The organism is Neorhizobium sp. PAMB6630 (assembly GCF_058242775.1).
The window spans coordinates 733,122-755,549 of sequence record NZ_CM177836.1; the positions used below are offsets into that span (position 1 = coordinate 733,122).

Annotated in this window: 19 protein-coding genes; 16 read left to right on the plus strand and 3 right to left on the minus strand. The window is 60.9% G+C overall.

The window, feature by feature from the left end:
- Positions 1-115 precede the first annotated feature (115 nt).
- From AC4CWF_RS03440 to AC4CWF_RS03470, 7 genes are all read left to right on the plus strand, one after another.
- Positions 116-721: a TetR/AcrR family transcriptional regulator gene (locus AC4CWF_RS03440; protein ID WP_491283742.1), complete on the plus strand. Its 606-nt coding sequence runs from the start codon at positions 116-118 to the stop codon at positions 719-721.
- Positions 722-780: 59 nt separating this feature from the next.
- On the plus strand, positions 781-1,914 hold the full coding sequence (locus AC4CWF_RS03445) for an efflux RND transporter periplasmic adaptor subunit (protein ID WP_491283743.1): 1,134 nt from the start codon (positions 781-783) through the stop codon (positions 1,912-1,914).
- A 28-nt stretch (positions 1,915-1,942) separates the two neighbouring features.
- On the plus strand, positions 1,943-5,092 hold the full coding sequence (locus tag AC4CWF_RS03450; RefSeq protein ID WP_491283744.1) for an efflux RND transporter permease subunit: 3,150 nt from the start codon (positions 1,943-1,945) through the stop codon (positions 5,090-5,092).
- Positions 5,093-5,304: 212 nt separating this feature from the next.
- Entirely contained in the window at positions 5,305-6,291 is a 987-nt protein-coding gene (cysP, locus tag AC4CWF_RS03455) for a thiosulfate ABC transporter substrate-binding protein CysP (RefSeq protein WP_491283745.1), read from the plus strand.
- 99 nt (positions 6,292-6,390) lie between these two features.
- Positions 6,391-7,212: a sulfate ABC transporter permease subunit CysT gene (gene cysT / locus AC4CWF_RS03460; RefSeq protein ID WP_491283746.1), complete on the plus strand. Its 822-nt coding sequence runs from the start codon at positions 6,391-6,393 to the stop codon at positions 7,210-7,212.
- A gap of 4 nt (positions 7,213-7,216) precedes the next feature.
- A complete protein-coding gene (cysW, locus tag AC4CWF_RS03465) occupies positions 7,217-8,098 on the plus strand; it encodes a sulfate ABC transporter permease subunit CysW (RefSeq protein WP_491283747.1) in 882 nt (293 codons plus the stop codon).
- Positions 8,095-9,117, plus strand: a complete 1,023-nt coding sequence (locus tag AC4CWF_RS03470; protein ID WP_491283748.1) for a sulfate/molybdate ABC transporter ATP-binding protein — start codon at positions 8,095-8,097, stop codon at positions 9,115-9,117. The genes cysW and AC4CWF_RS03470 overlap by 4 nt, the downstream gene beginning before the upstream one ends.
- 3 nt (positions 9,118-9,120) lie before the next feature.
- Here AC4CWF_RS03470 and AC4CWF_RS03475 read toward each other — a convergent pair whose 3' ends face one another.
- The 3 genes from AC4CWF_RS03475 to AC4CWF_RS03485 form a co-directional block, all read right to left on the minus strand.
- The gene (locus tag AC4CWF_RS03475) at positions 9,121-10,227 is read right to left on the minus strand and encodes a DNA alkylation repair protein (protein ID WP_491283749.1); all 1,107 of its coding nucleotides are present in this window, start codon (positions 10,225-10,227) and stop codon (positions 9,121-9,123) included.
- Positions 10,228-10,350: 123 nt separating this feature from the next.
- Complete coding sequence (locus AC4CWF_RS03480) at positions 10,351-11,787, minus strand: NAD-dependent succinate-semialdehyde dehydrogenase (protein ID WP_491283750.1); 1,437 nt, start codon at positions 11,785-11,787, stop codon at positions 10,351-10,353.
- Positions 11,788-11,995: 208 nt separating this feature from the next.
- Positions 11,996-13,183, minus strand: a complete 1,188-nt coding sequence (locus AC4CWF_RS03485) for an acyl-CoA dehydrogenase (RefSeq protein ID WP_491283751.1) — start codon at positions 13,181-13,183, stop codon at positions 11,996-11,998.
- A gap of 99 nt (positions 13,184-13,282) precedes the next feature.
- On the opposite strand from AC4CWF_RS03485, the gene AC4CWF_RS03490 reads away from it, so the two are divergent.
- From AC4CWF_RS03490 to AC4CWF_RS03530, 9 genes are all read left to right on the plus strand, one after another.
- The gene (locus tag AC4CWF_RS03490) at positions 13,283-14,200 is read left to right on the plus strand and encodes a LysR family transcriptional regulator (protein ID WP_491283752.1); all 918 of its coding nucleotides are present in this window, start codon (positions 13,283-13,285) and stop codon (positions 14,198-14,200) included.
- A gap of 13 nt (positions 14,201-14,213) precedes the next feature.
- The gene (locus AC4CWF_RS03495) at positions 14,214-14,888 is read left to right on the plus strand and encodes a phosphoribosyltransferase (protein ID WP_491283753.1); all 675 of its coding nucleotides are present in this window, start codon (positions 14,214-14,216) and stop codon (positions 14,886-14,888) included.
- Positions 14,889-15,000: 112 nt separating this feature from the next.
- A complete protein-coding gene (locus tag AC4CWF_RS03500) occupies positions 15,001-16,056 on the plus strand; it encodes a dipeptidase (RefSeq protein WP_491283754.1) in 1,056 nt (351 codons plus the stop codon).
- Positions 16,057-16,110: 54 nt separating this feature from the next.
- Positions 16,111-17,736: an ABC transporter substrate-binding protein gene (locus AC4CWF_RS03505; RefSeq protein ID WP_491285180.1), complete on the plus strand. Its 1,626-nt coding sequence runs from the start codon at positions 16,111-16,113 to the stop codon at positions 17,734-17,736.
- Between the two features lie 21 nt (positions 17,737-17,757).
- Positions 17,758-18,822: an ABC transporter permease gene (locus AC4CWF_RS03510; protein ID WP_491283755.1), complete on the plus strand. Its 1,065-nt coding sequence runs from the start codon at positions 17,758-17,760 to the stop codon at positions 18,820-18,822.
- Positions 18,819-19,751 carry an ABC transporter permease gene (locus AC4CWF_RS03515; protein ID WP_491283756.1) on the plus strand — a complete coding sequence of 311 codons (933 nt, stop codon included), beginning with the start codon at positions 18,819-18,821 and terminating at the stop codon, positions 19,749-19,751. Before AC4CWF_RS03510 ends, AC4CWF_RS03515 begins: the two co-directional genes overlap by 4 nt.
- Positions 19,748-20,581 carry an ABC transporter ATP-binding protein gene (locus AC4CWF_RS03520; RefSeq protein ID WP_491283757.1) on the plus strand — a complete coding sequence of 278 codons (834 nt, stop codon included), beginning with the start codon at positions 19,748-19,750 and terminating at the stop codon, positions 20,579-20,581. Before AC4CWF_RS03515 ends, AC4CWF_RS03520 begins: the two co-directional genes overlap by 4 nt.
- The gene (locus tag AC4CWF_RS03525; RefSeq protein ID WP_491283758.1) at positions 20,578-21,330 is read left to right on the plus strand and encodes an ABC transporter ATP-binding protein; all 753 of its coding nucleotides are present in this window, start codon (positions 20,578-20,580) and stop codon (positions 21,328-21,330) included. The genes AC4CWF_RS03520 and AC4CWF_RS03525 overlap by 4 nt, the downstream gene beginning before the upstream one ends.
- A gap of 34 nt (positions 21,331-21,364) precedes the next feature.
- Positions 21,365-22,297, plus strand: coding sequence for a LysR family transcriptional regulator (locus tag AC4CWF_RS03530; RefSeq protein ID WP_491283759.1), 933 nt, complete (start codon positions 21,365-21,367; stop codon positions 22,295-22,297).
- The last annotated feature ends 131 nt before the right edge of the window (positions 22,298-22,428 follow it).

Here is a 22,428-nt window from a genome sequence, read left to right on the forward strand (position 1 = left end):
GGCGTCTGAAATGGTTCCGAAAAATTGTGGGCCTGAACATTCAGATTGACAAAACAGAGAGAAATGATACGACTGACGAAAATGTAAATTCGTCAGTCGTTATCTGAAAGCTTTCATGAACGATCAACCCGCTCCGACCCAGGACACCACACGCAAGGACAACGTCCAGCGAATCCTTGATACGGCCGAGCGCCTGTTCATGCATTACGGCTATGCCAAGACGAATGTTGCGGATGTGGCGCGCGAACTGTCCATGTCGCCGGCCAATATCTACCGGTTCTTTTCTTCGAAGGCAGAGATCCACCAGGCGATAGCCCGGCGCATGCTGGAGCATCAGTATGCCGTCCTGTCCGCCAATGCGCGCGCAAGTGCGTCTGCGGCGGAACGGCTGACAAATCACCTTCTTCTTCAGCATCGCGTCACGGTCGAGACCATGCTGGACGAGGAAAAGGTGCATGAAATGGTGCTGGTCGCCATGGAGCAGCAATGGCAGGTGATCCAGGAACATATTACGCGTCTGCGCGACCTGATCCGCTCGATCATCGAGGATGGCATTGCGGCCGGCGAATTCCGTGCGCAGGACAGTCTGTTGTCGGCCGAATGCTTCATGCAGGCCGCAACGGCTCTCTGTCATCCGCAAATAGTCTCGAAGAAAATGGCACAGGATGAAGTGGCCGAGCCGGCGGATCTGGCGGCCTTCATCCTGCGCGCCCTCAGATAAAACCTAAAAAGGCAGTGGATCCGCAGCGATCCCTCTTCGTATTTCGGTAGGAGCCGTCAATGTTGGCGCTAAAGACGATGTCATGGACCAAAATCGCGCTGGCTGTTTCGCTTGCAGCGCTTGTGGGTTGCAGCGAGGAAAAACAGGCGAGTGCGCCGGATGTGCGGCCGGTCAAGGTCGTCACGGTGGCAGCCCCCGACGAGGGGCGCCTTCTGCAATATTCCGGCGCCGTCAAGGCGCGCCGTGAAATCGCACTCGGCTTCCGGGTGGACGGCAAGATCACCGAGCGCCTGGTCGATGTCGGTCAACGGGTAAAGTCCGACGACCTGCTCGCACGCCTCGACCCCGTCGATTACGAATTGTCCGTGCGCCAGGCGGAGGCCGAACTGGCGTCTGCCCAGAAACAGGTGGATATCACCCGGCTTGCGCTACGCCGCGCCGAGATCCTGCAGGAAAAGAACGTCACCTCGCAATCTTCGCTCGAGCAGAGCCAGCTGTCGCAGGATCAGGCTGTTGCCGCGCGCGATGCCGCCGTCTCGGCACTCGAACAGGCGCGCAACAAGGTGGCCTATGCCAGCCTCAAGGCCGGTGTCGATGGCATTGTGACCGCCGTCAACGCGGAAGCGGGCCAGGTGGTTGCTGCCGGCTCTTCCGTTGTCACCGTTGCAGCCGATGGTGCAAAGGAAGTCGAAATTGCCGTTCCCGAAGTCGATATCGCGCAATTTTCCCCGGGCAAGGGGGTGAAGGTCACCTTCTGGTCCACAAGCGGCCTGACGCTCGATGGCAAGGTGCGCGAAATCGCCGGCAGCGCCAGCAGCCAGTCCCGCACCTTTGCCGTGCGCGTCAGCCTGCCGGATGATCCGCAGGTGCGCCTTGGTATGACCGCAACGGTGAAAGCAAACACCGATGGTGCCACCCCCGCCTATGTTCTGCCGCTCCCGGCGCTTGCCAAACAGGATGGCAAGCCCGTCGTCTGGGTTTTCGACCAGACCACGGGCACGGTCCATATGCGCCCGATCACCGTTGGCGGTTTCTCCGATGACGGTGTGCGCGTGACCGAGGGTATTGCCGAGGGTGATGTCGTGGTGGCTGCCGGCACGCAGTTCATGCGCGAGGACATGAAGATCCGCCTTTATCAGCAGGCGCCCGAAACCGCAGGCGAGGCTCAGACCACGCCTCCGGCCCGTTCTTGAACCCGCGGTTGAGGCCAGGAAAACAGCCATGACATCCTCCCGCAAAGACACATCCGGCAAACAGCCGTTCAACCTGTCAAGATGGGCAATTGCCCATCCAAGCATCGGCCGTTTCCTGTTCGGCATCATCATCGTTATCGGTGGCCTTGCCATCATGAACATGGGCCAGAAGGAAGATCCGGATTTCACCTTCCGCGTCATGGTGGTGCAGGCCGTCTGGCCGGGCGCTTCCATTGAGGAAATGCAGGATCAGGTGGTCAACAAGATCGAGCGCAAGCTGCAGGAAACCCCGCATCTCGACTGGGTGAAATCCTATACGCGCGCCGGCACCTCGATCACCACGCTGCAGATCAAGGGTGACACCAGCTCGGCCCAGGTGGCGGATGCCTTTTATCAGGTGCGCAAGAAGATCGGCGATATCGAGCAGGATCTGCCGAGCGGGCTTCTCGGCCCCTATTTCAACGACGAATTCGGCGATACCTATATCACGCTGCATGCGCTGACCGGAGAAGGCTACAGCTATCCCGAGCTGAAGACCTTTGCCACCGAAGCCCGCGACATGCTGCTGGCCACCAAGGGCGTCGAAAAAGTCTCGATCCTCGGGGCGCAGGACGAGAAGATCTATATCGACGTGTCGTCGAAGACGCTTGCCGAACGCAATCTTACCTTTACCGATATCCAGAATGCGCTGGCCGGCCAGAACACTGTCGATCCCGCCGGCACCGTCCAGACGGCAACCCGCTCGGTGCGCATTTCGGTCGAAGGCGGCGTGCGCACACCTGAGGACATCCGCGAACTGCGCATCAAAAGCGGTAACCAGGTGTTTCGCCTCGGCGATATCGCGACCGTCAGCAAGGGGCTGATCGAGCCCTATGATCGCAAATTCCGCTTCAATGGCAAGGATGCCGTGGAAGTGGGCGTGGTCATGCAGAACGGTTACAAGGTGACCGATGTCGGCCAGTGGGTCGAGGAAACCTACAAGCGCTTCGAAGACGCACTGCCGGTCGGCGTGGCCGTGGAGCAGATCTCCAACCAGCCGGAAGTGGTGCATGAGGCCGTCGGCGAGTTTTCGCAGGCCCTGCTCGAAGCGCTGGTCATCGTGCTTGTCGTATCGCTGCTGTCCATCGGCTGGCGTTCGGGCATCGTCATTGCCATCTCCATTCCGCTGGTGCTCGCCGCAACCCTTGCCATCATGTACGAGCTTGGCATCGAGCTGCAGCGCATCTCGCTTGGCGCGCTGATCATCGCGCTTGGCCTTCTGGTCGATGATGCGATGATCGTGGTGGAACTGATGGAGCGCAAGCTGGAGGAGGGGCTCGAAAAGCTCGACGCCGCCACGTTTGCCTATTCCTCCACCGCATTCCCGATGCTGACGGGCACGCTGATCACCACGGCCGGCTTCATCCCGGTCGGCTTTGCCGCCTCGACGGCCGGCGAATACGTGCGCTCGCTGTTTTTCGTCGTCGGCATCGCGTTGGTCACCTCCTGGTTCGTGGCGGTCTATTTCACGCCCTGGCTGGGTTACATGATCCTGAAGCAACGGGCCCATGCCGGCACCCATCACGACAGCTATGACACGCGCTTCTATCGCGGCTTGCGCGCGACCGTCGGCTGGGCGGTGAAACACCGTTTCCTCGTCATTCTGATGACGCTGATGGTGTTTGCCGGTTCGCTCTACAGCTTCAAGTTCATTCCGCAGAGCTTCTTCCCGCAGTCCTCGCGCCCGGAAATCCTGGTCGACATGTGGTTGCCGGAGGGCACTGCGATCGCGGAAGTCGAACGCCAGGCCAAGGCGCTCGAAGCAAAGATCATGGACGATCCGGACAAGAAGTTCGTCGCCACCTTCATCGGTGAAGGCGCGCCGCGTTTCTTCCTGCCGCTCGACCAGCAGCTGCGCAATCCGAATTTTGCCCAGCTTCTCATCATGTCGAACGGGCTTGAAGAGCGCGAGCGGATGATCGTCAAGCTGCGCAAAATCCTTGCCGACGATTTCCCGACGGTGCGCGGCAAGGTGGATCGCCTCTTCCTCGGTCCGCCGGTTGGCTGGGCGGTACAGATGCGCGTGACCGGTCCCGATCGTGCCGAAGTGCGCCGCATTGCCGATGAGGTGAAGGAACGTTTCCATCAGAACCCGCTCCTCGGCACTGTGCATGACGACTGGCTGGAACCGGTCACCGCCATGAAACTGGTCATCGATCAGGATCGCGCCCGGGCGCTTGGCGTTACCTCCCAGCGTGTACGCCAGATGCTTTATGCCACGATGAGCGGCGCCTCGCTCGACCAGTTCCGTGATGGCGAGGAAACCGTCTCCATCGTCGTTCGCGAACCGGATGCGACCCGCAACCTGCTGACGGCGGTGGATTCGGTCTATATTCCGACGGACAGTGGCGGCTTCGTGCCGCTCTCTCAGGTGGCTCGCGTGGAACCTGTGCAGGAAAACGGTATCGAATGGCGCCGTGACCGCCTGCCGGCGGTCTCCGTCAAGGCAACCGTGCCGGATGGCGTGGAACCCAATGATCTCGCGCTGAAGATGTATGCCGGCATGGCCGATCTGCGCAGCGCGCTTCCGGCAGGTTACAAGGTCGAGATCCAGGGCGGCGCCGAAGATGCGGCGGAAAGCCAGATGTCGATTGCCGCCAAGGCGCCCGTGATGCTGTTCGTCATCGTCGCGCTTTTGATGATCCAGCTGCAGCATTTTGGCAAATCCATGCTGGTGTTGGCGACCGGTCCGCTGGCCATCATCGGGGCATCGGCCGCGCTGCTCATCACCGGGGCACCCTTCGGCTTCGTGGCGATCCTCGGCGTGATCGCGCTGCTTGGCATCATCATCCGCAACTCGATCATCCTTGTCGACCAGATCGACCAGGATATCGCGTCGGGGATGGCAAGAGCGGAGGCCATCGTTGGTGCGGCCGTACGGCGTTTCCGCCCGATCATGCTGACGGCGTTGGTTGCGGTTCTGGCGCTCATCCCCATCTCGCGCGGCCTGTTCTGGGGGCCGCTCGCCTATGCCATGATGGGCGGCATTCTTGTCGGCACGGTGCTGACCATTCTGGTTCTGCCGGCCGCCTATGCGCTGTTCTTCGGCCGCGAGCCGAAATCCAAACAATCCTCCGGCGAAAATGACGATCGCCGTACGGACCCATCGTCGCTCACTCTTCCCACCGCCGCGGAATGAGCGACAGGCGGGAAGCGGTACCCCTGCTGCTTCCCGCCACCCCTTCGGCCTCCTTTCAAGAGGGAGCAAGGGCCATTGGAATGACTATCGCCGTTCGACCTCCGATTGAGTGGAAAATTCCCGAACGGTCGGCACCCGCAGGTGAGCGGTTTCTCGCGTTCCAACAGCCCAGACCGTAAGTTCCGCTCAATCGCAGTTGACCGGAGATTTCCATGAACCGCCTCCTTATTCTTGGCACAGCGCTTGCGGCACTTTTTGCAGCACCTGCCTTTGCCGATGGCCCGAACAAGCTTCTCAACGCTTCCTACGATGTCGCCCGTGAAGTGTTCGCCGCCGAAAACGAGGCTTTCATCAAAAGCCATCCGGGCATCATCATCGACCAGTCCCATGCCGGCACCTCCAAGCAGGCGCGCGCCATCGTCGAAGGTCTGGAAGCCGACGTGGTCACCTTCAACCAGATCACCGACATCGATTTCTTGGTGAAGCAGGGGTTTGTCTCTGCGGACTGGCAGAAGGATTTTCCGAACAACGCCTCGCCCTTCTATTCCTTCCCGTCCTTTCTGGTGCGCGCCGGAAATCCGAAGAATATCAAGGACTGGAACGACCTTGCCCGCGACGATGTGAAGGTGATCTTCCCCAATCCGAAGACGTCAGGCAATGCCCGCTACACGTATCTCGCCGCCACCGCCTATGCGAAGGAAGCCTTTGGCGGCGACGAGGAAAAGGTGGAAGCCTTCGTGAAGAAGATCTTTGACAACGTGCCTGTGTTCGACACCGGAGGCCGTGCTGCCACCACCACGTTCGTGGAGCGTGAAACCGGCGATGTGCTGATCACGTTCGAGGCGGAAACGCGCGGCATTGCCAAGCAATACGGTGCCGACAAGGTCGAAGGTGTCATTCCCTCCGTCAGCCTGCTGGCCGAATTCCCGGTCGCCGTGGTCGACAAGGTGGCCAAGAAGCACGGCACGGAACAGCTGGCCAAGACCTATCTCGATTTCCTCTACAGCGAGGAAGGCCAGCGGGTTGCGGCTGAGTTTGGCCACCGCGTTCACAATGAAAAAGTATCTGCCGAGTTCAAGGACCAGTTCCCGGCCATCCGCCTCGTCAATGTCAATGATGTCTTCGGCGGCTGGGACAAGATCCAGAAGGAACAGTTTGCCTCCGGCGGCACGCTCGACAAGCTCTACGGCAGCCGTTAACGCCATCATCGGCAATCGATGCAAAGCCCGGCGGGATCTATTCCGCCGGGCTTTGCCATGACGATAAGGAAAGACCATGATCCACGAAAGAAGAACATCGTGAGACGCAATGTCCTGCCCGGACTGCATCTGTCGCTCGGCATTACCCTGTTTTATGTCGGCCTGATCGTGGTTCTGCCGCTGGCAGCGCTGATCTTCAAGGCGTCCAGCCTCGGGTTTGCCGAATACTGGACGATCGTCTCGTCGCCGCGCTCCATTGCCAGCTACCGCGTCACGGCATTGGCCGCCCTTGCCGCCACCGTCTTCAACCTGTTCTTTGGCCTGGCGCTCGCCTGGGTGCTGACGCGTTACCGGTTTCCCGGTCGCCGGCTCATCGATGCGATGGTCGACCTGCCGTTTGCGCTGCCGACGGCAGTGGCTGGCATTTCGTTGACGGCGCTCTTTTCCGCCAATGGCTGGTTCGGGTCGGTTCTCTCGGATTTCGGCATCAAGGTTGCCTACACGCCTCTCGGCATCATGATTGCCATGTGTTTCACCAGCCTGCCGTTTATCGTGCGCACCGTCCAGCCGGTGCTGGAAGACCTCGATCCGGCGCTGGAAGAGGCGGCGCAGTCGCTCGGCGGTTCGGACTGGACGATCTTTCGCACCGTCATCCTGCCGCTTCTGGCGCCCGCGCTCCTCGCCGGCACCTCGCTCTCTTTCGCACGGTCGCTCGGAGAATTCGGCGCCATCATCTTCATCGCCGGCAACCAGCCGATGTCGACGGAAATCACCGCACTGCTGATCTTCATCCGCCTGGAGGAATATGATTATCAGGCGGCCGCTGCCATCGCCTCGGTGCTGTTGCTGACGGCCTTCGTGATGCTTGCCGTCACCAACTGGCTGCAGGCCCGCGCGCTGCGCTACACGGTAAAAGGATAACCGGATGAGCACACTGCGCAGAAAACCGCCGCGCGTCGGCGACAATCCGCTCTTTCGCCGCCTGCTGATCGGCATCGTGCTCTTGCTCGGCGCGCTGCTCATCCTTGCGCCGCTCATTGTCATTGGCGTCGAAGCGTTTCGCCAGGGCTGGAAGGTCTATGTCGCGACGCTCACCAATTCCGATACGCGCCATGCCATCCTGCTGACTGTCATCACCGCGCTGATTGCCGTGCCGCTCAACACCATTTTTGGCGTGGCCGCCGCCTGGGCCATCACCAAGTTTGACTTTCGCGGCAAGCGGCTGCTGCTCGTCGTGACGGAAATTCCGTTTTCCGTCTCGCCCATCGTTGCCGGTGTCGCCTATCTCTTCGTTTATGGCCTGCAGGGCATTTTTGGCCCGCTGCTCGATGCCTATGACGTCAAAATCCTGTTTGCGCTGCCGGGCATCGTTCTTGCCTCGATGTTCGTGACCGCACCTTTCGTGGCGCGCGAACTGATCCCGTTGATGCAGGCGCAGGGGCGGGATCTGGAGGAGGCCGCCACTTCGCTTGGCGCATCCGGCTGGCGCACCTTCTTCTCCGTCACACTGCCCAACGTCAAATGGGCGATGCTTTATGGCGTCGTGCTCTGCAACGCCCGTGTGATGGGCGAGTTCGGTGCGGTCTCCATCGTGTCGGGCAATATTCGCGGCCAGACCAACACGCTGCCGCTGCATATCGAACTGCTCTACCATGATTATCAGGCCGCCGGCGCCTTTGCCTCGGCCTCGATCCTTGCGGTCATTGCCGTCTTTACCATCATCGCCAAGGTGGCGCTGGAAGGCCGGGGCGCCGGCCGCCGCGTCAAGCCTGCCGCCATTCTCGCCACGCCGGAAACACGCCCATGAAAATCCGCCTCGACACCGTCATCAAGACATTCGAGACCTTTCGCGCCGTCCATGGCGTTTCGCTGGAAATCGAAAGCGGCGAGCTTGTCGCGCTGCTCGGGCCATCCGGCTCCGGCAAGACAACCATCCTGCGCATGGTCGCCGGCCTCGAATACCCCGATGAGGGCCACATCTATTTTGGCGATCAGGATGCGACGGATATTCCCGTGCGCGACCGCGGCGTCGGCTTCGTTTTCCAGCATTACGCGCTTTTCCCGCATATGACGGTGGCCGAAAACATCGGCTTCGGCATGAAAGTGTCGAAGGTGAAACGCGACAAGTCGGAGATCGCCGCCCGCGTCGCCGATCTTCTGCGCCTCGTGCGGCTCGAAGGCCTCGGCGACCGTTTCCCCGGCCAGATCTCCGGCGGCCAGCGGCAGCGCGTGGCGCTCGCCCGCGCGCTTGCGGTCGATCCGAAGGTGCTGCTGCTCGATGAACCTTTTGGCGCGCTGGACGCCAATGTGCGCCACGACCTGCGCCGCTGGCTGCGCGAAATCCATCAGGAGCTTGGCATCACGACCATTTTCGTCACCCACGATCAGGAAGAGGCACTGGATCTCGCCGACCGTGTCGTGATCCTGAGAGAAGGCAAGATCGTTCAGCAGGGCACGCCGCAGCAGGTCTGCCGCGATCCGAAAGATGCGTTCGTCATGAAATTTTTAGGCGACGCCAACCGGCTGGCTGGCACGGTGAGGGCAGGGATCGCCCATGTCGGTGATGCTGAGGTGGATGCCCCCGGTATCGCCGATGGCCCCGCCGAAATTTTCGCCCGCCCGCGCGATCTCGACTGGTCGACCAGCGGTCCGGGCGTTGCGGCAAAGGTGGACCGCGTGCTGGACCGTCCGGGCGAGCGCCGGGTCATCGCCACGGCCTCGACCGGCGAGACGCTGGAATTCGATGTGGAGCCGGAACAGGCTGTTGCGACGGGCGAGGCGGGTTTTGTGACGCTGCGGCGGGCAAAGGTGTTTGCGGCCTCCTGACCGTCAAAACACCAGGTCGAACTGCGCCGTGGCGAGAACGGCGCCGTTTACCATCAGGTCTACCCGGTGTGTGCCGGCGTAGTGCGTGCGGGTCGTGAAGTCGCGCATGGCGCGCCGGATGGACAGCGACATTGGGGCATCCGGTTTCAGCGCCAGTTCTTTCCATTTGAAAACCTTGGCAGAGGTACCGCCTGATTTTTTCACATAGTGGACGACGTAATCCACCACCAATCTCTGCTCCCGCGTGCTTGAGGAAACGATATCCGCCGCGATTTCGACCGCGCTTCCGAGGCTGACCTTTTCTGGGGTGGCGGTAAACCTGACGATTTCGATCTCCGCCGCTTGCCCGGCGCCCAATTGGGCCAGGGCGCGCGGATTGCCTTTCTTGACGAGGGTCCGCAACGCCTGCCGGATGATCCATACCGTCTGCGGATTGCCCGACGGCCATGCGGCCACCTTGTCCAGCACCCAATCGGGATGGTCCTTGGTGATGTCGTTCAGGTGGTTTGCCACGGATTTGCGCACATAAAGGGTTGGATCGGCACGCAAGGTGTCAAGGATCGGCCAGACGGGATCAGGGTTGGCGATCAGGTCTTTCAACTGGAAGGACCACGGCAGACGCGGGCGGCATCCCTCACTTGCCAGCCGGCGCACATGTTCGTTTTCGTCCGTGGCCCAGCGCTGCATGACGGCAAGTGTGCCCGCCATATCCTGCTGCAGGAAAGGCCGGACGGCAAATTCCGAGGAACCGAAACGCGTAAAAAAACGCAGAGCGTCCAGGGATATCTCGGGATGTTGCAGCCCATGCAACGCCACATATTCCGGCAGCGTGATCGACGCAAAGCCGTGATTGATGCGCGGCGCAAGTGCCTTCAGGATCGCCAAATTTTCGAGATAACCGCCGGGCAGGACCGCATGGAAACTGTTTGCGATCTGCCGCAATCTCTGCATGATCGAGAGGTCGGCGAGATTGTCGGACGCCAGTTCGATAAACCGGGTCTCGTCAAAGCCTTCATAAACGGCACGTGTTTCGCGCGCGAAATGCGCAAGGCGATCACGGTTGAAAATCTCCTTCAGCAGGGGAGGTGAATCCGTTTCGCCTTCGACCATCTTGCTACCTCCCTGTTCATGTTTTGTTTCGTAGCCTGTTCAAGGATTTCCGGCAAGAGGATATGAAAAAACCGGCCGACATGGGTCGGCCGGTTTCGTGTTCACAATAATCCGGGGAGCGTATCAGCTCATCTGGCTGACGAAGCGGGTTTCCATGTAGGCTTCCACGGCTTCCGAGCCGCCTTCCGTGCCGTAGCCGGAATCCTTGATTCCGCCGAAGGGCACTTCCGGAATGGCAAAGCCGTTGTGGTTGATGGTGAGCATGCCGGCTTCCATCTGGCGGCCGAGCGCATGGGCGGTCTTGACCGAGCCGGTGAAGGCGTAGGACGCCAAGCCGAAGGGCAGGCGGTTGGCTTCCGCCATGGCATCATCGATCCTCGAGAAGCGGTTGACGATGGCGATCGGGCCAAAGGGCTCTTCGTTCATCATCTTGGCCGTCGTCGGCACGTCGACGAGAACCGTCGGCTCGAAGAAATGGCCCTTGTTGCCGATGCGCTTGCCGCCGGTCTTCAGGATGGCGCCCTTCGACACGGCGTCGTTGATCATGTCTTCCATCGCGGGAATGCGGCGTTCGTTGGCGAGCGGACCCATGGTCACATCACCCTCGAGGCCGTTGCCGACCTTCAGGCCCTCGGCATATTTCACGATGCCGTCGATGAACTGGTCGGCCACGCCTTCCTGGATGAGGAAGCGCGTCGGGGCCACGCAGACCTGGCCGGCGTTGCGGAACTTGGCCGACGCCGACACTTCGATGGCCTTTGCCAGATCGGCATCGTCGAAGACGACAACAGGCGCATGGCCGCCGAGTTCCATCGTTGCACGCTTCATGTGCTTGCCGGCAAGCGCTGCCAGATGTTTGCCAACCGGCGTGGAGCCGGTGAACGAGATCTTGCGGATGACCGGATGCGGAATGAGGTATTCCGAGATTTCGGCGGGAACGCCATAAACGAGGTTGACGACGCCTGCGGGAACGCCGGCATCGGCAAAGGCGCGGATGAGTTCGGCCGGCGATGCCGGGGTTTCCTCAGGCGCCTTGATGATGATGGAGCAGCCGGTGGCAACAGCGGCGGACAGCTTGCGCACGATCTGGTTGATCGGGAAGTTCCAAGGGGTGAATGCAGCAACCGGGCCGATCGGAAATTTCACGGCCATGTTCGACACGCCGCCGAAGCGGGCGGGGATGATCTGGCCATAGGTGCGGCGGGCTTCTTCGGCAAACCAGTCGATCGTGTCGGCGGCATTGATGATTTCGGCCTTGGACTGGCCAAGCGGCTTGCCCTGTTCGCGCGTCATCAGCCAGGCGATGTAATCGATGCGCTCGCGCAGAATGTCGGCAGCCTTGCGCATCATCTTGGAGCGTTCGAAGGCGGACGTGTCACGCCAGATCTTGAAACCCTTGTCGGCAGCGTCAAGCGCGAGGTCGAGATCGGCCTTTTCGGCATGAGCAATCTTGCCGATGATTTCCTGCGTTGCAGGGTCTTCCACGGCAATGGTCTTGCCGCTGATGGCATCGCGCCATTCGCCGTTGATGAAAAGCTTTACGTCAGGATAGCTATGCATGGAGAGGCCTCAATTCTTAGTCTTTTAAAACGGATGGTGTGGGAGGCAGGGCGTGGGAGGAGCGCCGCCTGTTCTGGAAGGTTCGCCCCTCAATTAGGACAAAAAGGCGCGACATTCAACGGTAGAGGCGAAAAGTATGACTAATAAAAAGGACCGGGAGATGCCTCTCCCGGTCCTTTTTAACTGTGTGCGGCGCTCTCTGAACGGATCAGAAAAACGCCTGGATGCCGGTCTGCGCACGCCCGAGGATGAGCGCATGCACATCATGCGTGCCCTCGTAGGTGTTGACGGTTTCGAGGTTCTGCGCGTGGCGCATCACATGATATTCGATCTGGATGCCGTTGCCGCCGTGCATGTCGCGGGCCTGGCGGGCGATATCGAGCGCCTTGCCGCAATTGTTGCGCTTCATGATCGAAATCATTTCCGGCGCCATCTTGTGTTCATCCATCAGGCGGCCGACGCGAAGCGAGCCCTGCAGGCCAAGCGCGATCTCGGTCTGCATGTCGGCAAGCTTCTTCTGGTAAAGCTGCGTGCCGGCCAGCGGCTTGCCGAACTGCTTGCGGTCGAGGCCATATTGGCGCGCGCGCAGCCAGCAATCTTCGGCAGCCCCCATCACGCCCCAGGAAATGCCGTAGCGGGCACGGTTGAGGCAGCCGAACGGGCCTTTCAGGCCGGATACGTTGGGCAGAAGCGCGTCTTCACCCACTTCGACGCTATCCATGACGATTTCGCCGGTGATCGAGGCGCGCAGCGACAGCTTGCCGCCGATTTTTGGCGCCGAAAGCCCCTTCATGCCCTTTTCCAGCACGAAGCCGCGGATCTCGTTATTGTGCGCTTCCGACTTTGCCCAGACGACGAAGACATCGGCGATCGGCGCGTTGGAGATCCACATCTTGGAGCCGCGCAACCGGTAGCCGCCCTCGATCTTTTCGGCGCGCGTCTTCATGCCGCCGGGATCGGAGCCCGCATCCGGCTCGGTGAGGCCGAAACAGCCGATGAGTTCGCCAGACACGAGGCCCGGCAGATACTTCTTTTTCTGCTCGTCCGAGCCGTAGGCAAAGATCGGGTAGATAACGAGGGAGGACTGCACGCTCATCATCGAGCGGTAACCGCTGTCGATGCGCTCCACTTCGCGGGCAACGAGGCCGTAAGCGACATAACCGGCATTGGCCGCGCCATATTCTTCCGGCAGGGTGACGCCCAAGAGCCCGGCCTTGCCCATCAGCCGAAAAAGTTCCGGCTCGGTGGTTTCGGACAAATAGGCTTCCTGGATGCGTGGCAGAAGCTCGGCCTTGCCGAAGGCGGCGGCCGCATCGCGGATCATCCGCTCGTCTTCGCTCAACTGCTCATCGAGAAGAAAGGGATCTTCCCAGGAAAATGCTGCACGGTCGCTCAATGGAACCTCCACTTTCAAACTGTGGGGGAGTTATCGGCCATGCAAGCCTTAGCGTCCAGCGCCGTTTACTCACGATGACATGAGCTATAGGAATGCGGTATGTCCAATGTCAGCCGCAAGCTTTTACCCTCCACCAGCGCTCTTGCCGCCTTCGAATCCGTCGCGCGGCTCGGCAGCTTTTCCAATGCCGCCGATGAGCTTTCACTGACGCAAGGGGCGATAAGCCGCCAGATTTCCGGCCTTGAGGACCAGCTCGGCATCCTGCTGTTCGATCGCTCCAGCCGGGGCGTGGCGCTGACGGAAGCCGGCCGCGCCTATGCCCGCGCCATCGGCGGTGCGCTCTCGCAGATCCGTGCCGCTTCGCTGCAGGCCATGACCAAACGGCATGGCGATACGCTGAACCTTGCGATGTTGCCGACCTTCGGCACGCGCTGGCTTTTGCCGCGCATTCCCCGTTTTGTTGCCGCCCATCCGGAAATCACGCTCAACTTTGCCACCCGCATCGGCATGTTCGATTTTGAGCAGGACGGGCTGGATGTCGCGATCCACATCGGCCAGCCCAATTGGCCGGGCGCCGATTGCACCTTCCTGATGGACGAGATGGTGGCGCCCGTATGTAGTCCCGCCTTCCTCGCAAAACATCCGATTTCGCAGCCGGCCGATCTCCTGCCGCTGCCGCTTCTCCACATGGCGTCGCGCCCCGGCGCCTGGACGCATTTTTTCGAAAGCCTTGCCGTATCAGGCACGCCGGCGCCCGGCATGAGGTTTGAACAGTTTTCAAGCGTGGCGCAGGCCTGTAGCGCTGGCCTTGGCGTGGCGCTGATGCCGCTGTTTCTCATCGAATCCGAACTTGCGGCGGGAGATCTGGTGCAGGCACTGCCGCAACAGGTGCGCAGCCCCAGTTCCTATTATGTCGTTGCCCCCATCACCCGCGTCGAGTTCCGTCCGGTCAAGCTGTTTCGGGCGTGGCTGATCGAGGAGGTCGGCCGTTGGCGCGATGAGCCCTATTATGCCTGATGCGGAGTTTTTGATGCAGCCCCACGAGTTCTGGCAGGAGGTTCATCCGCGGCCAGGTTTTCCTGACGAATGCCCGTTCGAGACCTTCTATCCCGCAGGCTTTGCCGATGGTCGCCAGCTTCGCCTGCCGATCCGGCCGCTGCCGGATGGTCGCCATGCGCTGGCCTCCCTCATCATCAACCAGGCCAGTTTTGCCGTGGTGGAGGCGCTCGCCGAAGATCTTGCAAACCGCATCGCGCCGCTGAAGCCGGATGTGGTCGTGGGGCTTCCAACGCTGGGGCTGACGCTTGCCGCAGCCCTTGCCCGCCATCTTGGTCACACACGTTATGTACCGCTCGGGACCTCGCGAAAATTCTGGTACGAGGAAGGTCTTTCCGTGCCGCTCTCTTCCATCACCACGCCCGAGCAGGTGAAGCGCCTTTATGTCGATCCGCGCATGCTGCCGCTGATGGAAGGCAGGCGCGTTGTCCTGGTCGATGACGTGATTTCGAGCGGCAGTTCGATTGTCGCGGGCCTTGGCCTCATGCAGGCGGTGGGCGTTGCACCCATCGCCATAGGCGCCGCCATGCTGCAGTCTGAACGGTGGCATGCCACGCTTGATGCCTCTGGGCCCGCGTGGCGGCCGCTGGTGCAGGGTGTGCTCAAAACGCCGATGCTGACGAAACTTGCGGACGGGCGCTGGCAGTAATCGCCGGCAGTAGTTGTGCGTTGCGGCACTTTCCTCCTTGCCGACAGTTTGTAGATAGGCCTAGGATCAACATCTGATCGAGTGCTTTTGTATGACAATTCGGAATTCTGTAATGGAACCTGTGTTCGACGGCCACAATGATGTTCTCCTGCGGCTGTGGCGCAACAAGCGCAATGGCGCCGATCCGGTGGCGGAATTCGTCAAGGGAACACGCGAGGGCCATATCGATGGGCCGCGCGCCCGCGCCGGCGGTCTGGTCGGCGGGCTCTGCGCCATCTACATTCCCTCCGGCGACCTCATCCTCAAGGAGCCCGACGTCAACGGGCACTATTACACGCCGCTGGCCGCTCCGCTGGAACGCGCCGCGTCGCTGGATATTGCGCTCGAAAAATTTGCCATTGCGCTGAAGCTGCACGAAGCGGGCGCCTGGCGCATCTGCCGCTCCGTGTCGGACATCCGCGAGGCCATTGGCGAAGGACAGTTTGCCGCTGTCATCCATATGGAAGGCTGCGAGGCAATCGATCACGATCTGTCTGTGCTTGAGGTCTTTCATGCAGCAGGCCTGCGTTCGCTCGGGCCTGTCTGGAGCCGCCACAATGCCTTTGGCCACGGCGTGCCCTTTGCTTATCCGTTGTCGCCGGATACGGGGCCCGGCCTGACCGATCTCGGGTTTGAACTGGTGAAAGCCTGCGACCGCCTCGGCATCCTCATTGACCTTGCCCACATCACTGAAAAAGGGTTCTGGGATGTCGCAAACACATCCACCCAGCCGCTGGTCGCCAGCCACTCCAACGTCCATGCGCTGACGGCGGTGGCCCGCAACCTCACCGACCGGCAGATGGATGCGATCCGCGAGCGCAACGGCATTGTCGGCCTCAACTACGCCGTCACCATGCTGCGGCCCGATGCGCGCGATGACGCCAATACCAGCCTCGACCTGATGGTGCGCCACATTGATTATATGGTGGAGCGCATGGGCATCGATTGCGTCGGGCTGGGTTCCGACTTCGATGGCGCCACCGTTCCCGCTGATATCCGTGATGCCAGCGGCAACCAGAAACTGGTTGCGGCCCTGAAAGCTGCGGGCTACGCTTCCGAGGATCTTCAAAAACTGTGCCGCGAAAACTGGCTGCGGGTTCTGGCAACCGCCTGGCACGAGGCCGACTGAACGCTTTCTGACGTGTTTAAAAACCTATAAAAACAGGGGACCATCATGACTGTCATGCACCGCAACCTTCGCCTTCTGGCAACCAGCGCGCTCCTTTCGCTTGCCGTTCTGTCGGCGCCGCAGGCCTTTGCCGCAACGCCGGCCGACACGCTGGTCGAGGGCTTTGCCATCGACGACATCATCACGCTCGATCCGGGCGAGGCGTTCGAGCTTTCGGCAGCCGAAGTCACCGCCAACACCTATAGCAAGCTCGTCATGCTCGATCCCAAGGACACGTCCAAGGTCATCGGCGAACTCGCCGACAGCTGGACGATTTCCGATGATGGCCTGACCTATACGTTCAAGATGAAGCCGGGCCTGAAGTTTGCCTCCGGAAACCCGATCACCGCAGCCGATGTGGCCTATTCCTTCGAGCGCGCCGTCAAGCTCGACAAGTCGCCGGCTTTCCTGCTGACGCAGTTCGGTCTCACCGGCGACAACATCACCGACAAGGCGAAGGCCGTCGATGACCTCACCTTCGCGTTCACCGTCGACAAGCCCTATGCGCCGAGCTTCGTGTTGAACGTGCTGACCGCAACGGTCGCCTCCGTCGTCGACAAGCAGTTCGTCGTCTCCAAGGCAAAGCCGGTGACGCCGACGGCCGAATACAAATATGACAATGATTTCGGCAACGAATTCCTGAAGACCGGTTATGCCGGTTCCGGCGCCTACAAGATCGTCACCTGGCGCGCCAACGAAGCCGTCGTGCTGGAAGCCAATCCGAACTTCTTCGGCGAAAAGGCCAAGATCAAGCGCGTCATCTATCGTCACATGAAAGAAAGCTCGGGCCAGCGTCTGGCGCTGGAAAATGGCGATATCGATATCGCCCGCAACCTCGAGCCGAACGACCTTGCTGCCATCTCGGGCAAGAAGGATCTCGCCACGATTTCCGCGCCGAAGGGCACGCTCTATTATTTCAGCCTCAACCAGAAGAACGCCAATCTGGCCAAGCCGGAAGTGCGCGAGGCCTTCAAGTATCTGGTCGATTACGATGCCATCGGCGAAACCCTGATCAAGGGTATCGGCAAGATCCACCAGTCCTTCCTGCCGGAGGGACAACTCGGCGCCTCCAGCGAAAACCCCTACAAGCTGGATGTGGCAAAAGCCAAGGAACTGCTGGCGAAGGCTGGCCTGAAGGACGGCTTCACCGTCACCATGGACGTGCGCAACACGCAGCCGGTGACGGGCATTGCCGAAGCCGTGCAGCAGACGCTCGGGCAGGCCGGCATCAAGCTGGAAATCATCCCCGGCGATGGCAAGCAGACGCTGACGAAGTTCCGTGCCCGCACGCATGATATCTATATCGGCCAGTGGGGTTCGGACTATTTCGACCCGAACTCGAACGCGGAAACCTTCACCAGCAACTATGACAATTCCGACCAGGGCAAGACCAAGACGCTCGCCTGGCGCAATGCCTGGGATGTTCCGGAACTGACGAAGAAGTCGCAGTCGGCGCTTCTGGAAAAGGATTCCGCCAAGCGCGCGGCGATCTATCAGGACCTGCAGAAGGAAGTTCTGGAAACCAGCCCCTTCGTTGTCATCTTCCAGCAGGTGGAAGTCGCCGGTTATTCGGCCAAGCTGAAGGACTTCAAGCTGGGTCCGAGCTTCGATACCAACTTCGTCTACACGATCTCGAAGTGATCCGCGGAAAGGTCTGATCCCTTGACGCTTCCTGAAACAACGGGTGCGGTGCGGCCACGTCGCCGCACCGCAAGCCCGGCCTGGGGCCTGCTGCGCTTTGCCGTCACTGTCGTGACGACATTCCTCGGCCTTCTCGCCGTGACCTTTTTCATCGGCCGCGTGATCCCCATCGATCCGGCGCTTGCCATCGTTGGCGATCGCGCGCCGGCCCATGTGGTGGAGCGGGTGCGCGAGCAGCTGGGCCTCAACCTGCCGCTCTGGCATCAGTTCCTGCTGTATCTGAAGCAGGTGCTATCAGGCGATTTCGGCATTTCCGTCCTCTCCTCTAATCCGGTCATGGAGGATATCCGCCGGGTCTTTCCGGCAACGCTGGAGCTTGCGACGCTCGGCACGCTGATCGGCGCCGTCTTCGGCATTCCGCTCGGCGTGCTCGCGGCCGTGCGCCGGGGCAGTCTGGTGGACCAGATCGTGCGCGTCATCGGCCTTATCGGTTATTCCGTACCGGTGTTCTGGCTGGCGCTTCTGGCGCTGCTGTTCTTTTACGCCAAGCTCAACTGGGTCGCTTATCCCGGCCGCATCGATGTCGTCTACGAATACACGTTCACGCCGATTACCGGCCTTTTCCTGCTGGATGCGATCATCCAGCGGCAATGGGATGTGCTGTGGGATCTCTTCCGCCACATCATCCTGCCGGCCTCGCTGCTCGGATATTTTTCGCTTGCCTATATCAGCCGCATGACACGCTCCTTCATGCTGAACGAACTGGCGCAGGAATATATCGTTGCCGCCCGCGCCAAGGGTCTGTCTGAAACCCGCATCATCTGGTTCCACGCGCTACGCAACGCCGCCGTGCCGCTGCTGACGGTGATTGCACTTTCCTATGCTGGCCTGCTGGAGGGGTCGGTGCTGACGGAGACGATCTTTGCCTGGCCGGGCATCGGGCTCTACATCACCAATTCGCTGCAGAACGCCGATATCAATGCTGTGCTCGGCGGCACCATCGTCATTGGTGCGGTCTTCATCACCATCAATCTTCTGTCCGATCTTCTATACCGGACGCTTGATCCGAGGACGCGCAGACGATGAGCATGCCGGAGACCACCTTGAAACCCTATAGCCGCGAATGGCTGCTCTCGGACCGGCCCACCTCGCGCCGTCAGGCAAAGCTTGGCCGCGCCTATGTGATCTGGCGGCGGTTTTCGGAAAACCGGCTGGCGCTGCTCGGCCTGATGATCATCCTCGCGCTCATCGTCATTGCCGGTCTGGCAGATCTGATTTCGCCGTATAATCCTGTTATCGGTGACCTGCGCAATGCCCGCCTGCTGCCGCCGGGCGCTGATGGGTATATCCTCGGCACCGACGATCAGGGGCGCGACATTCTCTCGCGCCTCATCCACGGCTCGCGCCTCACGTTGCTGGTCGTGGTACTGGTCGCCATCATTGCCGCCCCGATCGGCCTCATCGTCGGCACGGTTGCCGGTTATGCTGGCGGCTGGATCGATGCGGTGCTGATGCGCATCACCGACATTTTTCTGGCGTTTCCGAAGCTCGTGCTGGCGCTGGCGCTTGTGGCAGCCCTTGGTCCCGGCATTGAAAACGCCATTCTCGCGATTGCCGTCACCTCCTGGCCGCCGTATGCGCGCATTGCCCGGGCAGAAACGCTCACCTTCCGCAATTCGGAATTCATCGCGGCCGTGCAGCTGATGGGCGCCTCGCCGTTTCGCATCGTGCTGCGCCACGTCATCCCGCTCTGCACGTCCTCGCTCATCGTGCGCGTCACGCTCGATATGGCCGGCATTATTCTTACGGCGGCGGGCCTTGGGTTTCTGGGCCTCGGCGCGCAGCCGCCGCTTCCCGAATGGGGCGCGATGATTGCCTCCGGTCGCCGTTTCATTCTCGATCAATGGTGGGTGGCGGCGATGCCCGGTTTTGCCATCCTCATCGTCAGCCTCGGCTTCAACCTGCTCGGCGATGGCCTGCGCGATGCGCTCGATCCGAAGGAGGCCGGCCAATGAACCCGCTTCTGACGGTCGATGATCTGCGCGTCTCCTTCCCCACCCGCACGGGGCAGGTGGATGCCGTGCGCGGCGTCTCCTTCACGCTTGGCAAGGAACGACTGGGCATTGTCGGTGAGTCCGGTTCCGGAAAGTCGCAGACCGGCCGCGCCATCATGGGGCTGACGCCCGGCCACGCAAAGATCAGCGCAAAGACGCTGTCCTTCGATGGCATCGATCTTCTCTCTGCGTCCGCCAAGCAGCGTCGCAGCCTGCGCGGCAAGCGGGTTGCGATGATCCTGCAGGATCCGAAATATTCGCTGAACCCGGTCATGACCATCGGGCGCCAGATCATCGAGACCCTGCGCACCCATGAACGGGTGTCGTTCAATGAAGGCAAAGCGCGTGCGCTTGCCATGCTGGAAGCGGTGCAGATCAACGATCCCGAGCGCGTCTTCGAGCTTTATCCGCATGAAGTTTCCGGCGGCATGGGCCAGCGGGTGATGATCGCCATGATGCTGGTCTGCGGCCCCGAACTTCTGATTGCCGACGAACCGACCTCTGCGCTCGACGTGACGGTGCAGCTCGAAGTGCTCGCCATTCTCGACAAGCTCGTCTCCGAGCGCGGCATGGGCCTCATCTTCATCAGCCACGATCTGCGGCTGGTCTCGTCCTTCTGCGACCGCGTCATCGTCATGTATGCGGGCCGTGTGGTGGAGGAACTGCCATCGGCCAATCTGGCGGAAGCAAAACACCCCTATACACAAGGTCTGTTGAATTGCCTGCCCACGATTGGAACGCATCGCCATCCGCTTCCCGTTCTGGAACGCAAGCCGGAGTGGGCGTTATGAGCGCGTCAGCCCTTTCCGTCCGCAACATGGTGGTGGCCTTTGACGATTTCCTGGCGCTCGACGGTGTCAGTATCGATGTCCGCGAGGGAGAATCCTTCGGCATTGTCGGCGAATCCGGGTCTGGAAAATCCACACTCCTGCGCGCCGTGGCCGGCTTGAACAGCTTTGAAAGCGGCAGCCTGACGGTGGCCGGCCAGAGCTACAAGGGACAGAAGCGGACGAAGGAATTTTACCGCACCGTGCAGATGGTGTTTCAGGATCCTTACGGCTCGCTGCATCCGCGCCAGACGGTGGACCGGCTGCTGCTGGAACCGCTCGCCATTCACGGCTTTACCGATGTCGATGTCCGCATTGCCCGCGCACTGGATGAAGTGGGCCTCGGCAGCGGTTTCCGCTTCCGTTATTCGCACCAGTTGTCCGGGGGACAGCGCCAGCGCATCGCGATTGCCCGCGCGCTGATCCTGGAGCCGAAAATCCTGTTGCTCGATGAGCCGACCTCGGCGCTCGATGCCTCCATCCAGGCGGAAATCCTCAACCTTCTGGAACAGGCACGTAGAGATCGCGGTCTCACCTTCGTCATGGTCAGCCATGATCTCGGCGTCATCAGCCACATGTGCGAACGCCTGACGGTGATGCGCAAGGGCGAGGTGGTGGAAACCGTGTCCGTCGAAGCACTGGAAAAGCGTGAATTTTCAGAGGATTATACCCGAGCGCTGCTGGTGGCGAGCGAAGGATTTCGCCGGGACTGATCCCGTTCTGGCGATGGCGCCATAGGATTAAGCGATGCAGCTTCGTGCCCTCATGTATTTCGACGAGCTTGTGCGCACCAATTCGATGCGCGCGGCCGCCGAAAACCTGAATGTTGCGGCAACCGCCGTCAGCCGGCAGATCGAGAACCTCGAGCATTATTTCGGCACAGCACTTGTGGAGCGCTCCAATCGCGGCATCAAGCTGACGGCAGCAGGCGAACTTCTGGCGGCGCGCGCCGGGCGAACGCTGCGGGAGCTGGAACATGTTCACCAGCTGATCGATGACCTGAAGGGCCTGCAGCGCGGCAAGGTCACCATCTTCGCCAATGGCGCAACGGTTGCCAATCTCATTGCGCCGGTGCTGGCCGAATTCAGTCTGCGCTTTCCAAAACTGCGGTTCGAAGTGGCGATCACCAGCGCCAGACAGGCGCTCGATGCGCTGGCCTCTGCCGAGGCCGATCTGGTGGTGACCCTCTTTGCGCCAAAACTGTCGGGCGTAAAGGTCAGGCTACGTTCCGAAATCACCTATGACCTCATCACGTCGGCCAATCATCCGGTAGCATTGCAGCCGGAGATTTCGCTGCGCGACATCGCCGCTCTGCCGCTGGCGCTGCCGGACAAGAGCTTTGGCGCACGACAGGCTTTCGAGGAACAGTTCTTGAAGATCGGCGTGGACCTCGATCCGGTTTTCGTGACCGGGTCGCTCGAAATGCTGAAGGAGCTTGTGCTGCGCGAGGCGGCGGTGACGCTTCTGCCGGCCCTTGCCGTGCATCGCGAAATTCGCTCCGGCCAGCTGGCCGCGATCCCCATTTCTGCCGGCAAGGGCGTGCGCACATCGATCGATCTTTGCGTGGCGCCGGATCGCCAATTGTCCTTTGCAGCCTCCAAGCTCGTCGATTTCATCGAAGCCTTCATGCGCGGCGCCGACCGGCCGAAACCCTCCGCGCGGGCGAAGAAATTGGTGTAGCGATTTCCGCTACACAGGGCACACAAAAATGCTAATTGTGTGTGCGCCTGCGAAGTGCCACTCTCTTCGCATAACCACGTTCCCCTCGGGCTTTACGCAAAGCCAAGGGCAGAGCGAGAACAAGGGGAAGT